Source organism: Methanobrevibacter sp., assembly GCF_017432245.1.
Taxonomy (GTDB): Archaea; Methanobacteriota; Methanobacteria; order Methanobacteriales; family Methanobacteriaceae; genus Methanobrevibacter.
In genome coordinates this window covers 1-16097 of the sequence record NZ_JAFRJO010000092.1, presented here as the reverse complement: position 1 = coordinate 16097, position 16097 = coordinate 1, and the positions used below count along the sequence as shown (strand labels likewise).

The following is a 16097-nucleotide window of genomic DNA, read 5'->3' as shown; positions in this document are numbered from 1 at the left end:
TAGTGTTATCACCTGCATAAGTTTGGTAATTTCTGCAATCTTTGCAATACTGAACTATATGCAGGATAAGTAGTGGAGAAATCCACTACTCATTAACACTAATTTGTGAATCCCTATATATAAAATTAACTGAAATAAACTAATAAAAAAGAAAAAGAACCATAAATAGTTAATTATTTATAAAAATAATCCTTCTTTTTCTTTTTTATTTTGTATCAATTCAAAACCTTTATATACTACCAATACCTAAACTTGTTAAATCAACTTTTTTATGGTGATATTTATGTCAAGCAAACTTGACAAACTAATAGCATCCTACAACTCTGTGGAGTGTGAATTCAATGTAGACAAATCCATAGAAGTCTGTAAGGAAATACTGAAGATCAATCCGAATCTAATCGAATTCCAGGAAAACCTGGCTTGCGATTATTACGAAAAGAAGGAATATGCGAAATCAATCGAACTTTTTAACAAATGTATGGAAAATGGCGAAGTGAGTGACAGCGGTTTTCTTATGATAGCACTTACCTATATAAAAATGAATGAAATAGCTAAGGCATTGGAAATCCTAAAGGAAACCAAGAACAAGGAAAGATACCTTTTAAATCATTTGATTGTATACAGGGAACTTGAAGAATACGAAAATGCAATCGAATATGGGGACAAAGTGCTGGACTTGAATCCTGAAAACACATTGGCATTGCATCATATGTCAGAAATCTATGATGAAATTGAGGACAGCGAACGTTCCATGTTCTATTACAATGAGCTTGCCAATGTAGTTCCATCCATGAAATCTGCTGTACTGATTCGCTTATACTCTCTTGGCAAATACGATGAGCTGATCGAGTCCTTTGAAGAGCAAAAACAGAATGGAATCTTTGATAGAGATCTTGAATCTGCACATTTTAATTTCATAATAGGAATGTCATACTATAAATTGAACAGGCATTATGACTCATTGAAATATCTCATTAACTCTGACAGAATCTATCCTACAGTGGATAAGAAGACTGCAATAGCTAAAAACTACATAGAAATACTAAAGTTCGAACTTGCTCATAAATACCTGGAAGAAGCATTGAAAATCGATGAGATAGATGAAACTTCACTATTTTTAATCACCGAAACATCATATTATTTAGGAAACTATTACCTAGCAATCGAATATGCAAACAAACTATTGGCTAACTACCAATATGACAAGGCATTCCATGTCCTTGGAGCAATCTATTTCGATTTGGGAGACAATCAAAATGCATTTGAATCCATAAAGGTAGGAACACATGTTATGCTTGAGAACTGGGATTATAATGAAGGACCATATAGCGAATACATTATGGAAATTGCAAGCAGACTCTCTAAGGCAGGGTATGCAGAAAGGGCTGAAAACATCTACAATAATCTTCAATCAAAACATCCTGACTATTATACAATATACCTAGAACGCGCTAAGCATTACAAAAGAAGTGGAAAAAAAGAATTAGCCGAAAAGGACTTTAAGAAATACAATGAATACATGATGGAAGAGGAAAGGGAATGGAGAGAGTTTTTAAAACAAATAGGGGAAGATGAAGACGAATAAAATAAAAAAAATAATTTAATCTTTATTTATATCTACTTTCAAATCAAACTTGGCAAATTTAGTCTCATCCAAGAACTTTTTCATATCCTTATCCAGCTTTTTAGCCAAAGTTACGATAAGGTCCAAGAACTCATCAAAGCTTTCCTTATCCTGTGATTCCAATCCATGAGCTAGAATTGACTCGTTTCTCTTTTTAGTCATGTTCCTGATTCTGTTCTCGTTTTCAATGAAATACTTGCCTAAATCATCATCCAATTGATATAGAAGATTATAATCCTTAATTAGACCTATCTTGATCTTGCCGTCTTCCTCTCTTTTTCTCTCAAGGTCTTGAATGAATTCCTCACTAACTCCCTTGTTTTTTAGAATCTCAACATCAATATCTGAAGAAAAGAGATCATATTTATACAATCTGATTTGAGCTATAAGCTCAAAAGCCCTGTATAATCTTGCAATTGCATCATCATACTTGTATTCCTCTGCCCTTCTTATGGAATTGTTGATTAAACTGGCAAGAATATAGCAATTCTTAAGGTTTTCAGACTTTGACTTGCAGATTGCACCTAAGGCCTTAAGGTTTTTCTTCAACTCTTCCTTGATTTCATAAAAGACCAAGCGGTCCATATTGATTTGAGTTAGAAAATTGTATGCTTCATTGAAATCCATATTTTCCCATGCATAATAGGACTTGCAAAGGTTTAATAAGTCATCCTTAGCGATAGTGGTATCAACAATGCCGTTTAAAGTATCAATGTTTGAAAAGAATCTGTTTGCATTGAAATTGGATCTGACTCTCATTAAGGAAAACTTGTCATAGATCTTATAAAGATTATGGTAATTGATTGATTCTGTACCTTGAGCCACAAGACCTGCAGATCTGTCTCCTCCAACTGAAACCAAGGTCTTGTTATACATCATTCCGCAGCATGCAATAGCTGCAGACATGGTTTTGGTTCCAGAAGTGTAATCCATCACGATTTCAACATTATCCTCTGACAGGATATCATAAAACCAGACTCCTTCCTCAATTTTCTCAAAGCAATGATTGAAATCATCTATTTCCGCTATATACTTGATTTCATAATCCTCATCTTCAACGAATACATCATTTTCCCTTTTGAACAATTCTTCTATATACTTTATGGTCTCTTTGGACTTTTCAGTAGCAAAGAATACGACAAAATTAGGAAATATACGAGTTATTGAAGCGTAAAGCTTATTGGCCATGCTTTTATAGCCCTCTTCTTCTGAGCCTTGGTTGATACCAGTTCCTACTGTCATGAATAAAATAACTTCTTTTCGTCTCATGTCAATCCCATAATCCATGATGATTTTAATTCTTGAATTTTAAAAATTTATTATAATTAGTTTCAATTAATTATATTGATTTAATATTATTTAAAATTATAAATTAGAAAAAATAGTATTTTTAAGATATTTAATAAGTTTGAAAGAAAACGAGACTGATTTTGATTAATGAAATTGAGAAATAGTTAAAAAAAAGAAAACTGATTAAAAATATTAGGAAAATACTTAAAAAAAACTGATTAAAAATATTAGGAAAATACTTAAAAAAAACTGATTAAGAATACTAGGAAAATACTTAAAAAAAACTGATTAAGAATACTAGGAAAATACTTAAAAAAAAGAAAAAGTTTGATTATTTATGCATAGTACTGAAGAGGTTTGTCATCATCTTTCTCTTCTCCTAAGCCAAATAATACTTGGAACAGTTCAGAAAGGTCTTCCACTGGACCGATTCCCATTTTAAGGCAAGCCCCAATGTAGAGTTTCTCAATATCCTCATCGGCTATCTTTTCACCATTTTCAGACTTGAGATATCCCAAAAAGTATGCAGCTACAATTGGGCCAATTCCGTAGTCTGGGAGTTCTCTTTCTTGTTCCTGTTTTTTTAAAATATCGCTTTTTCCTATCATCATATCACCGGAACAATATTATAAAAATCGTTACTTATAAAGGTTTGCTATATTAAACCATTTATGAAAATATAGGAAAATTATGAAAAATATTAATTTTAAGAAATAGGAAAAAGATGAAAAATTTAAAAAAAGTTAAATTTTAAAAAAGTAAAAAAAATAATTTAAGTCTCGTACTCAACATCAGATCTTAATCCAACCAAAGAAGCACAGACTGCTATTACACATAAAATAGCTGAAATTATACATGAAATCCTTGAGCTTTCCATAAGCAATGGATAATACTCAGGAACAATAGGCACATTTCCCATAATGTATGCAAATATTACAGTCAAAAGACCAATGCTTAATGTCTGACCTATAACTCTCATAGCAGCTAAAGATGCAGAAGCGGTTCCTGTTTCCTCTTTAGGTACAGAACTCATAATCGCATTTGTGTTTGGAGTTGAAAACAATCCATAACCGATTCCCTGAAGGAACATTGCAATAATAATTATATACAATGGAGTTGACTCATTCAGGAAACATAATATCAAAATAGCTACAGTAACAAATCCCATACCAATAGCTGCAAGCTTTTGAGGATCTATCTTATCTGATATTCTACCTGATATCGGTGCCAATATTGCCATCATCACTGGAGTTACTATTAGAAGAAGACCTGAGATTTGTGAATCTAGACCCATAATATATTGAAAATGATAGGTTACTATATATGTGATTACAAATGTTGCCAAATAACTTATCAAGGATGCTAAATTTGAAGAGGAGAACCTTGCATTCTTAAACAATCTCACTTCGAATACAGGATTATTAACCCTCAATTCAATATACGCAAAGCAAATCAGTAAGGCCAAACCAACTAAGAGTAATATCTTACCTAAACCGGTGTTTATTACAGTGAATCCATAAACAAACAGCAATATTCCAAGCATATATACAATTGATCCTAACTTATCGATTGTTCCATCATACATTGTCCATTCATCCTTCAGTGAATGACATAGATAAGCTGCAAATACAAGGAAAGGCAACATGCAATAGAAGATACTTTGCCATCCAAGGTAATAGATTACGATTCCGCCTATAACTGGAGCGGAAGAGAGTCCTATATAAACTCCTGCAATATTAAGTCCTAAAGCTTGTCCACGGGTTTCTGGAGGAACAGCAGAAACAATCAGTGCCATAGAAGCCACATTGATGAATGCAGTTCCTATTCCCTGTACAACTCTTGAAAAGAGTAACAATTCACTGCTAAATGAGAAGCAGGATATGATCACTCCAATCATAGTGACTATAATTCCTATAAAAAGAGACTTTTTAAGACCGTATTTGCTTGTATATTTTCCTAAAGGTATTGATAGTGCTGCAATAGCAAGCAAAAATATTGTGGCAACCCAATTTTGAACAATATTGCTCATTGAAAGCTCACGTGCAATAAGAGGCAAAGCCACTGAGATGTTTGCTAAGAAAGCGGTTACAAATGAAACGACTGCAGCAAGCAGAATGACTGATTTTTCCAAACCTAATCTATTTACAATACCCACATTAACACCTAATAGTTGATATTAATAATTATAATTTAGATTCAATATAAATTTTTATATAATTTTTAAAAGAGCAATGAAAGAAAAATTTTTATTAATTTATAAAAACAAGGATTGGAAAAAATAGCTAAAAACTAAATGAATGTTAAGAATAAATAAAAAAATAATTTAAAAAAAGAGATTAGATTAAGATTATAACGATTTGCAGAAGAGATTGCTATTATAATGTTTTGTGATTTAGAAATTTATTAATAATATTTGGATTGTAGTGATTTTTAAGATTTAAATAAACTTTTATTCTGCAAACCATCATAATCTATCTAAAATGCATTAAGGAGAGAAAATAAGTAAATATACTTATTATCTTAAATTACATAATATCAAATTTTAATAAACTTTCAGATTCTAACTTTAAAGGTAACACAGCGATAATATTTCAAAAATAATAAAAATTTACTAAAAAGTAATATCATGCAATTGAATATATAGAACTAATTATATATAAAGTTTGTCTTATTACAAATGGCTTAAAATAGCTTAAATCAGTAATACTCTTTATAAAGAGTATTATTTTTTAAATAAATAACAATGAAATAGTAATAATAAAAATTAAAAAAAGCAATTAGTTTAAAATAAAAATAAAGAATAAAAAAAGTATAAAAAAATTAAAAATGATGGTGGTTTCTAGAACGCACCACCACCTCCACCACCGGAACCGCCTCCGATTCCTCCTATGGAGTCATTGTTGGCAGCTGAAATGGTAGATGATGCAGTTGCAAATGAACTGTTTACATGATTGTATCCACCAAGATAATAGAACATGAACAAGTCATTTGAAGTGTAATTAGGATTGTCCAATCCACCATAAACATGGAGTTTCATAGCTTTATAGACCTCATCCGCTACACCAAGTGCGGTTGCATAGACCAGATACTTGTTCCATATTGCAATTGATTCTGGAGGATGCTCCTTTATCAATGAGTAATCCTTAAGGAACTTCTTGAATTTCTCCCACTTTTCAGTGTAAAGCTTTCCTTTAAGTGTGTATTTTCCACCTATTCCAGATGGCATGACAAGGCAAGCAATACCTACAATTGCAAAGAACACTGCAACTATAGTGGTTATGAAGCTTCCTCTAAAGTGTATGAAAAGGGATAATGCTCCAACGATAATTGCTAATATTAGAGCGCCTATACCAAAGTACATCATATAATCGGAACCCTTTTGATCAAAGTATTCCTCAAAGACCTCTTCAGGCAAATAGTCATTCTTGAAGTTTTGACACCAATTGTTGTATCTGTCCTGATAAGCCCTTGCTTGGTTTTCTTCCCTAAGGCAATCCTGCATGTATGAGAAACTGATTCTTCCATTCAATTCATAGGTTCTTAAAATGTCAACCAATTCCCTTTCATACCTTTCAAGGCCATCTGTTGACTTTACGATAAGGAAAGTGGTTTTAGTGAATTCAGTATCCTCTTCAGAGTCCACTCCAAGCTTTCCCCTATTAATCAAATCCATGATTGTAGCTTGGAAAGCCTTTTGATCCAAATCACCGACATTCTTTCCAAATCCGCCCATAAGCGCATTTACAAATGCAGGAGGGTCATTAGTAGGAGGCTCATGCTCATAGATTCCTTGATAATCAGTTTTCGGTTCCCTTCCAAACCTATAATAGATTGCAAGTGGAATTGCACATAATGCTACAAGGAGATAATTGACAATGGAACCTACAGTGCTTAAGAGAGTCTGTGTATCCGCTTCACTTTTTTGCATGCTCCTTATTTCATCTCCAGCATCCTTATTGATGTGCTGTGCATAAGGTGTGCTGGATGAGAATTCATCTAATGGAATGAGTGCTCTTGCTTCAACATAGCTTCCTTCAGACACACCATGACTGGAAATCATTAGATTGCCGTCAGACCATTTGGCTTGAGCATCACTGTATGCAGGGTTTATCCAATATTCAAGCTTCTTATCATCTGGGAAACGAATTACAGCATCCAATGCACCTAAATCCTCTTCCCATTCATCTCCCCAAACCTTGTATTGCAATTCAGCCACATCATTGTAGACTTTTACAACATGGGTGAAGTCATATTGGAGATAAACCTTAACATCTGTTCCAGCTCTAATCTTTTGAGTTTTAGCAGCATCACTGTAAAGATAGATCTTTATCCTCTCTTGATTGCTTCCCTGAATTATCTGATAATCATAATAAGCCCCTTCTACATAAAGACGAAGATTCTCAACAGATTGGTTCCTCTTTAGGGGAATATCCCTGTACACACCATTGGCAGATGAATCGAAATGATAGTCAATCTCTTCATAGACATTGATTAGCCCATCATCATATACCTGTATATCCACATTGGAATATGGAATGGAATAGTCAACAGCAGATGCTGTTGGCAATATGGATAAGCAGAATATGAGGATTAAAAGAATAGCCAATGCCTTGTTTTTATAATTCATAGATTTCTCCTATTAATATACAGAGAGATAACTCCATATATTAATTCAATGCAATAGAAGATAGGATTAAATTTAATTATAATCCTAATTTCTAAAATATATCAATTTAGAATTCAACTTTAGGTACTGATCTTGCTTCTCCAGCAGCTTCAAAGAAGTCAGCTTCCTTGAATCCGAACATTCCTGCAAAGATATTGCTTGGGAATGTTTGGCATTTGTTATTGTACATCAATACAGTGTCGTTGTAGAACTGTCTGGAATAAGCGATCTTGTCTTCAGTTTCTGCCAATTGAGCTTGCAATTCCTTGAAGTTTTCATTAGCTTTCAATTCAGGATAGTTTTCAGCAACAGCAAACAAGGTCTTTAAGGTGTTGGATAACTGATTGTTAGCTTCACCAATTTCCTTTACGCCGTTTGCATTCATCAATCCAGCTCTTGCTGCAGTTACATCTTCAAATACAGAGCTTTCATGACCTGCATATCCTTTTACGGTTTCAACTAAATTAGGAATCAAATCTGCTCTTCTGTTCAATTGAACATCAATTTGAGCCCATGCGTTCTTCACTTTGTTTCTTGCAGTTACAAGGCCATTGTAAATAGCTACAATAGCTACAAGAATAATGATTATTATAACGATTAAGATTATCAATAAAAGATTCATAGTTTCACCTACGATATTTTGTTCTATAATTATTACAATCCTTTGACTTATATTAAATCTTTTCAAATCATGAAAAGTTATTCAATAAATCAAGATTATAATCACTATGAAAATATTTATTTTCATTTATATATTTATTCTTTTTTATTTAAATTTATTAAAAAATAATATTTTTTTAAAAAGTCAAGTATACTTGATTTAAAATTGATATAAAAAAAGGATAATTTATTAAACTATTTTTTAAGTGCAAAGAAAGCAATTGGCAATGCAAGCAAGGTAATGAATGATGAAATGAAGTAAACAGGAGCATATCCGCTTGCAGCACTTACAAATAATCCAAGCAATGCAGGTCCGAATCCCATAGTTCCATCACAGAAAATGAAAAATGTTGATATTGCATAAGGACGGCGATTTGCAGAAGTGTCCCTTGTTACAATAGCTGTGCAAGCTGAATTAAGTGTACCGAAACCAAGTGCTGCACATACTGCACAGATGAAAACAGTTATGGTAGAAGGCATCCAAGCGATTAAAAAGAGCCCTATTGCTTGAGCTATTATTCCAGTGAAACAGATAATTCTGTCACCGTAATTGTCCTGAATTCTACCTGCAATTGGCCTTGAAGCCACTAGAACAATTGAATATATTATAAAGAATAGTGAAAATGCACCTACCAAATCCACTTCAACTGCATACAATCTGTAAAAAGACAATATGGAAACATATCCAAGGCTTGTAAGTCCTGTAAATAGAGATACGGGAATGGCAGGAACTTCAAATATCTTATCTATAATCCTTCTGACTGTCCCTTTTTCCTCTAAATCAATATCATTAGGACTTATCTCTCCATCATCCCTAACATTATCAATCTCACTGTTATGAATGGTCTCATATTTGCTTATATCCAAAAGGATTATTGATAGCAATCCAAGGAAAGCAAAGCTTGTTGCAAGAGAGAAAGAGCCGATTGATCCCCAATTGTCATAGAAGAATCCAGAAATGTAAGGGCCTAACCCTACTGCAATTGTTGTTCCAAGCATGAAGTATCCAAATGCCTCTCCAAATCTCTTTTTAGGCAATATTGCACTTGCTATGGTAACTATTGCATTTGCAGAGGCTCCAAATCCAAGTCCATGAATAAATCTTACAATCAAAAGAAGTGTTACATTGTTTGCAAAAAAGTAGAAAATGCATGCTAAAAAGTGAATGCTTAAGAAAATAATGGCTAATTTCTTCCAATCCCTTCTTTCAAGTGCATTTGCTGAGTATATTCTTGAACAAAGCCCACCAAAGATGTATATTCCGGATACAAGACCTGCTATGGTTGCACTTGTGCCCATAGATGTGGCATACTCAGTAACTGTAGACATCAATGCATACATTACAAGAGCTGTAAAGAGCAATGCACCAAATATTAAAAAGAAGTCTATGGTGAATATCTTATCTTCATTTTGATTGGAAGTTCTTATAGCATTCATTAATTAAATATTGTATTTTTTTATATAAAAAATTGATTAAAAATAGTGAAAATTAATTAAAAAAGATAAAATAATAAAATTGATTAAAAATAGTGAAATTAATTAAAAAAGATAAAATAATAAATTTGATTAAAATAGTGAAATTAATTAAAAAAGATAAAATAATAAAATTGATTAAAATATTGAAAATTAATTAAAAAAGATAAAATAATAAAATTGATTAAAAATAGTGAAAATTAATTAAAAAAGATAAAATAATAAAAATAAATTAAAAAAAAGAAAAGATAAAAAGTTAACTTTCATCTTCTCTTGGGCTTAATCTAGTTAAAATGATACTGGATACTAAAACAGCCCCCATAATGATTAAATCAACAATCAACTCGAATGTTGCTGCACTCATAAAGAGATCATACATACCGTAAATCCACATTGCAAAGAGCACAATTGGCAATAGATACCTTATTATGAATTTCCATAATTTGCCCACTTTCAAGTGCCCATATTCATTCAATACAGGAACCAAATCATCAAGCTTATAGAACCAAGCGAATATTACACATTGGACTCCAATCAATAGAAGGATACCGAACTGGTTAACAAATGAGTCAATGATTCCTACCAAATAACTGCTTATTCCAGTAGTGAGCAAGACTGAAAATGCACAACCGACTATAGATAGAATACTGGCAGTTCTTTTTCTTCCTAAATTGAATTTAGCGCTTGTTGAAGATAGCATTGGTTCAAAGAACCCTAATGCAGAGGTTACTCCTGCAAACAAGATAGCCAAGAATAATAATGGTGCTAAAACCCTCCCAATTGGACCCATGATATTAAAAATCATTGGGAAAACAATAAATACAAGTCCTGTACCTTCAGTCACCAAATTGGTCATTGCTATACCTGAATGAAGGGACATGTAACCAAGAATTGAAAATACACCAAATGCAGTGAATATTTCAAACAAGGAATTTGAAGCAACTACAATAAGTACATTGTCGGTTAATTTGGAAGCCTTCGGCAAGTAGCTTGCATATGTCAAAGCGATTGCCTGACTCATACTTAATGAAAATATGATTTGAGCAAAAGCAGCTAGCCAAATGTTGATATCCAAAAGCATAGACCATCTTGGCCTTAAAAGAGCGTCTACACCTATCATGTGTCCAGGCAATGACAATGCATAAATAACAATGATTCCCATTATTACAAATAATGCTGGAATGAGGATTTTTGAAACATTACCGATACCTTCATCTACATCCTTATGGGAAATGTACCATAAAACAATCCACATCAAGATGACACAAATTGTTGTAGGGACAAGCAAGAATCCTGCACTAGCCAAATCAGAGCCTCCACCAACAGTTGTTGTGAAGTAAGCAGCTGTATCAGCACCCCAACTGAATGTGAAACTGCTTAGAAGATATACCAGATCCCAACTCAGAATAACCATATAATAAATAGTAACAATAAAAACAAATAGAACGAGAGCCCAAGCTATATACTCAAACCGCTCATTGATCTCCTTTAAAATCTTCGAAAAGGATTCCTTAAAACTGAATCCCACACCATATTCAAGTATTAAAAAAGGGATTCCCATAATTGCTATAGCAGTGAAATAAGGAATAAAGAATGATCCTCCACCGTTGGAATACAGTACATAACTGAACCTCCAAATGTTTCCAAGACCAACGGCAGCTCCAATCATAGCAAATATAAATGATAGGGAACTATCCCACTCTAATTTTTCACTCATGTTATTAAATCCTTAAGTCAATTATTAATATTTTTATTAATATAAATATAAAAACTTAACTTTATTATAAATAATTTAATAAAATGAGAAAAATAGATAAAAAATTTTTAAAATTATAATAAAAGATAAAAAAGTTAAAAAATAAAAATGTTTATTAATCTGAGACCAATAAACGATTTACTAGTAATTTGAAATAAGATGTGATATCCTATCGGTTGTAATGAGACCTTTTAAGTCATCTCCGTCAACAACAGGCAAGCAGGAAATATTGTATTTCTTCATCAATCTTGCAATATCCTCAATCTCATCTGTTGATTTACAGGTTCTGACATCCTTAGTCATTACTTCCCTCAATTCACTGCAATCCTCTACAATTGATTTGGACAAGTCCCATGCAGTAACGATTCCAGCTAAAGTATTATCATCATTGACAACAGGCAAATGAGTGATCTCGTTGTCAAACATGATAATTGCAGCTTCCTTAACGGTTGAATCAATGCAAATTGTAGGAACCTCAGTTTTCATTACATCTCCAACATTATGCTCAGATAGGAAATTGGATAAAAGGAAGTTCATTTGACCGTTTTCAAGCAAGAATGCATCGTGACCATAGTCAGACTTGACTTCATTATAGGTTACATCAACATCATTGGTTTGAAGTGCAGCCAATAAGTCTTTAGACTGGTCTACAGGGTAAAGCCAATCGGAATCTACAGCAATGACTTGTATCTTAGCTTCAACATCCTTTAAACCTTCAGCTAAATTACCGTCTACTGCCAAATCAAAGTAATCAACTGCTTTTGTAATGTATAAATATGAATTAGCATCAAAGCGCTTAACAAAAGTCTCACCTTGGTGGTGCAAGTAGCTTTCAACCTCAAAGTCAACAGTGAAGTCATAACTGAGTTCTGTCTTGTCCTGCAAGTCTCTTCCGAACTTCTGATACATTGATGCATCAGAGAGATAGGTGATGTGTCCTATCATACGTGCAACCGCAAGCCCAGATCTCGGAGCATTTTCCTGATCATAGTATTTACCCCTATTCCAGTTATTGTCTAGAATAATGGATTGCCTGCCTACCTCATTAAAAGCTATTTGCTGAGGGGAAGACCTTGCAGTTGTAGCTATGATACTTGCCTTTTTCATCATGTTAGGATAGGAAACAGTCCATTGCAATGCCTGCATTCCACCCATAGAACCTCCAATGACAGCATATAATTTGTCTATGCCTAAATGTTCTATAAGCTTTTTCTGTGCATGAACCATATCCTCAATGGTGATTATTGGAAAATCAAGCGCATATTTCTCTCCAGTTGCAGGATTGATGGATGCAGGACCGGTTGAACCTTTACATCCTCCCAATACATTTGAACAGATTACAAAGTATTTGTCTGTGTCTAACGCCTTTCCAGGGCCAATAACCATTTCCCACCATCCTGGTTTCTCATTCTTGTTTCCAGTGTACTTACCTGCAGCATGTGCATCCCCAGTAAGTGCATGGCAGACTAAAATAGCATTGGATTTAGCGGAATTCAATTCACCATAAGTTTCATAAGCAAGTTCTACATTGCTAAGAGTCTTGCCAGAGCTTAACTTCAAATCCTCTTCAATAGCGAATTTCTTAGTTATAACTCTACCAACAGTATTTTGTTTCATTTTCAATTACCTTTAAAGTTTAAGAATACTGAATTTTAAATAATTCAGCATACTATTCAACAGCTAGCTAGTATTTATAAATTGAATAAATATATTTTCAGTTTTGTATAATTAGTTCCATAATAACTGAATAATCTCTTAAAGTATATAAGTATTACGCATTATTTATATATATCTAATACTATTTATATTTACTTATAAATGTTTTATATAAAAAATAGCAAATATTAATATATATAATCCATATATAATCATTTAACAATAAAAATAAGGAATTATCTCATGACTAAAGAAAATCCAATTGAATTTAACAATACTGATTTATTGATTGAATTATATGAACTCTTGTTCAATGATGCAATTACCGTTGAAACAAGTAAGATAGTGTCAAAAATCATCATGGATCTGATTGATAATTATGAAATAGATGAGAAGAAGGTCATTAATTATTTCAATAAAAAGAATCCTGAAAACATTAAATTTGGAATAAAAGAAGATTTAATAACCATTTATGATATTTGCCTTGAGATATATGAAGAGGAATAGCTTAACCAATTTTTTAAATTAAACGCTATTTTCCAATCTTAAGCTTATCAATAGCTTCGCAAGCAGCCAATTGCTCGGCCTCTTTTTTGCTTTTTCCAACACCACGGCCATAATCAACACCATCAATCAAGATCCTCATTACAAAGGTCTTGTCATGTGGTGCACCATGCTCTTCAAGGAGTTCATAGCAAACTACAACGCCTTCAGCATCTCCATATTCCTTGATTGTAGACTTATAATCATAGAAAAATACGGTTTTATTCTCAATATATGGGAAAACTGTTTGCTCTAGGAATTCCTTAGCCTTTTCTATGCCTTGATCAAGGTAAATTGCTCCTAAAAAGGACTCGAAAACATCTGCAGTGATTGAAATTACCTCATTATCTGTAAGTGCATTATCCTCCAAGTTCAATCTTATGCATTTATCCAAGTTATTCTCATGTGAATATACAATCAAAGCATTCTGACAGACATAATTTGCTCGAAGCTTAGTCAATTTTCCTTCACTAAAAGTAGGGTGCATATTCTGGAGAAATTCTGAAGTAAGCATGTTCAAAACGGAATCTCCAAGAAACTCTAATCTTTCATAATCATAATCCAAGTCATGTTTGGCACTGTATGAAGAATGAGTAAAGGCAATTTCATATAATTGTTCGTTATTCGGTACAATATCAAATTTTTCCAATAATTTCATTTTAATTCACTCAATAATCAATTTATTGAATATAGTTTTAAAAATAGCTTAATTCTTAGTGAATTTTAGATGAAATATTATAATAATTTAATATTACTTCTATTAATCATTTCAATAATTAATATTAAATTATCATAACACAGCATATTTCATAAAACTATACCTATTTAATCCTTTGTTATCCTTAGTATATAAATCTTAAACAATTGATTCTTAAGATTAACTAATTCTAAACAAAAATAAACTATCTTTTTTAAAATATTAGTTTTCAAATGCTCTCGAATAATTCATTTATAAATAGACTAATATAATATAATCCAACAAGCATGGAATCCATTTTTAAAAAAAAAATATTAAATTGCTGAAAATCAGGTTTAAGCTTTGGCTTAAAGATTTAAATCAGAATTTAAAAGACTTTTAAAAATTGCATTTTATGTTTTTTTAAAATAATATATTTTTAATCCCTTTTTAAACGAACAAGGCAAAATTATATGAAATTTATATTATTATAATTTTTATCTTGGATTTTATTAAAATTAAAAGACATATTATTAATGAAAATTGAATATAACTGATTACTTGGAGAATAATGATGCTTCTTAATTGGTGTGAAGAGATAACAAATATAGATCCTTCCATAAACTTTAGAGCCACTGGCGGATGGGTTAAGACAGTTACAGGTTTAGATAAAAGCGTACTGAATGGATTTTCCTTAGTTGGTGAATTTGTTAAGGCAGGAGACTATAAAACCGAATTTTCAGATGGATTGTATCTTGACTGCAATAAGGAAGGAAAGAAATCCAATCCAAAACAGGATTTCAGGCTCTTCAGATTAAAGAATGGCAAATTAACATTGATTGACCAAGTCTACAACGGCAAGAAAAACTGGGCTGTGGAGCTATGGGACAGTGTCAGTGAAGAGATAGATCCAAATTACCATGAGAATGAAGTTGATAAGATAATGACAATTATCCTGGATAAGACAGGAAAAAATATCAAATTGTTAAAAAAACTTCAAGAAGAGTTAGATCAAGTCATTATTGATTTTCAATAAACATTAAAAACTACTTTTTTTCAAATATTTAAATTACTTATTTCATTATTTAAAAGAATTTGCTAATTTTCATAAAACTAATTAAAAATACCTGAAATAAGCTAAAATGAAATAAATATAATCCTAGAATAGACTATATGAAATAAAAATAATAAAAAATAGTAAGTGGTTTTGAGATAATTCGCTTTTATTATCCCAAATAAATTTTAAATGCTAAAATAGCTAATGGCAAACCTATACTAATCTTTGACGAGTGGTAGGTTTTTTGTTTTGCCAACTGTATCTTCTTATTTTACTGGATTTACCGAATCCACAAGAAGCACAAACTTTCTTACGTACGTGGTATGAGTTTTTACCACATCTTCTACATCTAATATGGGTCTTTTTATTCTTTTTACCCATTGATGGAGTTCCTTTCACTTCTATCTCCTCCTAAATCAATCATAAACAATAATAATAAATTTCACAAATCAGACTATAAATAGTCTATAAAACAGTCTTATCTAAAATAAGAACATAAAATAGATAATTAGTAAAATTAATTTATAAAACAAACTAATTTAAATAATAAAATAATTAATTAAATAATCTTTATTGAGTAGAACAAAGAAAAACTAATAGAAAAAATAAGAAACTAAGTTTCTATGGAGAAATGTATACAATATTGTCTCCTCTAATGAGAACAGTACCTAATCTTCTCATTATTTCTCCTTTTTC

The 16097-nt window shown here is 31.9% G+C and carries 14 protein-coding genes; 3 read left to right on the top strand and 11 right to left on the bottom strand.

Translation table 11 applies throughout. The features are described 5' to 3' along the window. Positions 1 to 283: 283 nt before the first annotated feature. Positions 284 to 1585, top strand: coding sequence for a hypothetical protein (locus tag IJI80_RS07395; RefSeq protein ID WP_292788925.1), 1302 nt, complete (start codon positions 284 to 286; stop codon positions 1583 to 1585). Positions 1586 to 1600: 15 nt separating this feature from the next. Here IJI80_RS07395 and IJI80_RS07390 read toward each other — a convergent pair whose 3' ends face one another. The 8 genes from IJI80_RS07390 to IJI80_RS07355 all read right to left on the bottom strand — a co-directional run bounded on the left by IJI80_RS07390 (position 1601) and on the right by IJI80_RS07355 (position 13086). Further along, the gene (locus IJI80_RS07390; RefSeq protein WP_292788923.1) at positions 1601 to 2893 is read right to left on the bottom strand and encodes a TIGR02710 family CRISPR-associated CARF protein; all 1293 of its coding nucleotides are present in this window, start codon (positions 2891 to 2893) and stop codon (positions 1601 to 1603) included. A 356-nt stretch (positions 2894 to 3249) separates the two neighbouring features. Next, positions 3250 to 3522 (bottom strand): hypothetical protein, encoded by a 273-nt coding sequence (locus tag IJI80_RS07385; RefSeq protein WP_292788920.1) that lies wholly within the window; start codon positions 3520 to 3522, stop codon positions 3250 to 3252. A 164-nt stretch (positions 3523 to 3686) separates the two neighbouring features. Continuing rightward, on the bottom strand, positions 3687 to 5069 hold the full coding sequence (locus IJI80_RS07380) for an MFS transporter (RefSeq protein ID WP_292788917.1): 1383 nt from the start codon (positions 5067 to 5069) through the stop codon (positions 3687 to 3689). 684 nt (positions 5070 to 5753) lie between these two features. Next, positions 5754 to 7541, bottom strand: coding sequence for a DUF2207 domain-containing protein (locus IJI80_RS07375; protein ID WP_292788914.1), 1788 nt, complete (start codon positions 7539 to 7541; stop codon positions 5754 to 5756). 106 nt (positions 7542 to 7647) lie between these two features. Beyond that, entirely contained in the window at positions 7648 to 8202 is a 555-nt protein-coding gene (locus IJI80_RS07370) for a LemA family protein (protein ID WP_292788912.1), read from the bottom strand. 233 nt (positions 8203 to 8435) lie between these two features. Then, the gene (locus IJI80_RS07365) at positions 8436 to 9677 is read right to left on the bottom strand and encodes an MFS transporter (RefSeq protein ID WP_292788910.1); all 1242 of its coding nucleotides are present in this window, start codon (positions 9675 to 9677) and stop codon (positions 8436 to 8438) included. A gap of 292 nt (positions 9678 to 9969) precedes the next feature. Then, positions 9970 to 11430: a sodium-dependent transporter gene (locus IJI80_RS07360; protein ID WP_292788907.1), complete on the bottom strand. Its 1461-nt coding sequence runs from the start codon at positions 11428 to 11430 to the stop codon at positions 9970 to 9972. Between the two features lie 180 nt (positions 11431 to 11610). After that, a complete protein-coding gene (locus tag IJI80_RS07355) occupies positions 11611 to 13086 on the bottom strand; it encodes a homoserine O-acetyltransferase (protein ID WP_292788905.1) in 1476 nt (491 codons plus the stop codon). A 282-nt stretch (positions 13087 to 13368) separates the two neighbouring features. Between IJI80_RS07355 and IJI80_RS07350 the strand changes: the two genes are divergently transcribed. Continuing rightward, entirely contained in the window at positions 13369 to 13632 is a 264-nt protein-coding gene (locus IJI80_RS07350; protein ID WP_292788902.1) for a hypothetical protein, read from the top strand. 25 nt (positions 13633 to 13657) lie between these two features. Here IJI80_RS07350 and rnc read toward each other — a convergent pair whose 3' ends face one another. After that, on the bottom strand, positions 13658 to 14326 hold the full coding sequence (gene rnc, locus IJI80_RS07345; protein WP_292788900.1) for a ribonuclease III: 669 nt from the start codon (positions 14324 to 14326) through the stop codon (positions 13658 to 13660). 592 nt (positions 14327 to 14918) lie between these two features. Here rnc and IJI80_RS07340 point away from each other — a divergent pair. Next, positions 14919 to 15380, top strand: coding sequence for a hypothetical protein (locus tag IJI80_RS07340; RefSeq protein WP_292788897.1), 462 nt, complete (start codon positions 14919 to 14921; stop codon positions 15378 to 15380). Between the two features lie 234 nt (positions 15381 to 15614). Here IJI80_RS07340 and IJI80_RS07335 read toward each other — a convergent pair whose 3' ends face one another. Together IJI80_RS07335 and IJI80_RS07330 are read right to left on the bottom strand one after the other, a co-directional pair. Continuing rightward, on the bottom strand, positions 15615 to 15800 hold the full coding sequence (locus tag IJI80_RS07335) for a 50S ribosomal protein L37e (RefSeq protein ID WP_292775557.1): 186 nt from the start codon (positions 15798 to 15800) through the stop codon (positions 15615 to 15617). 222 nt (positions 15801 to 16022) lie between these two features. Beyond that, a partial coding sequence (locus IJI80_RS07330; RefSeq protein ID WP_365954008.1) for an LSM domain-containing protein occupies positions 16023 to 16097 on the bottom strand: 75 nt, incomplete at its 5' end.

What these genes read in the sequence shown, in the direction of transcription:
- IJI80_RS07395 (WP_292788925.1), top strand. Translation starts at nt 284, where the DNA reads ATGTCAAGCAAACTTGACAAACTAATAGCATCCTACAACTCTGTGGAG.
- IJI80_RS07390 (WP_292788923.1), bottom strand. Translation starts at nt 2,893, where the DNA reads ATGAGACGAAAAGAAGTTATTTTATTCATGACAGTAGGAACTGGTATC.
- IJI80_RS07385 (WP_292788920.1), bottom strand. Translation starts at nt 3,522, where the DNA reads ATGATAGGAAAAAGCGATATTTTAAAAAAACAGGAACAAGAAAGAGAA.
- IJI80_RS07375 (WP_292788914.1), bottom strand. Translation starts at nt 7,541, where the DNA reads ATGAATTATAAAAACAAGGCATTGGCTATTCTTTTAATCCTCATATTC.
- IJI80_RS07370 (WP_292788912.1), bottom strand. Translation starts at nt 8,202, where the DNA reads ATGAATCTTTTATTGATAATCTTAATCGTTATAATAATCATTATTCTT.
- IJI80_RS07365 (WP_292788910.1), bottom strand. Translation starts at nt 9,677, where the DNA reads ATGAATGCTATAAGAACTTCCAATCAAAATGAAGATAAGATATTCACC.
- IJI80_RS07360 (WP_292788907.1), bottom strand. Translation starts at nt 11,430, where the DNA reads ATGAGTGAAAAATTAGAGTGGGATAGTTCCCTATCATTTATATTTGCT.
- IJI80_RS07355 (WP_292788905.1), bottom strand. Translation starts at nt 13,086, where the DNA reads ATGAAACAAAATACTGTTGGTAGAGTTATAACTAAGAAATTCGCTATT.
- IJI80_RS07350 (WP_292788902.1), top strand. Translation starts at nt 13,369, where the DNA reads ATGACTAAAGAAAATCCAATTGAATTTAACAATACTGATTTATTGATT.
- rnc (WP_292788900.1), bottom strand. Translation starts at nt 14,326, where the DNA reads ATGAAATTATTGGAAAAATTTGATATTGTACCGAATAACGAACAATTA.
- IJI80_RS07340 (WP_292788897.1), top strand. Translation starts at nt 14,919, where the DNA reads ATGCTTCTTAATTGGTGTGAAGAGATAACAAATATAGATCCTTCCATA.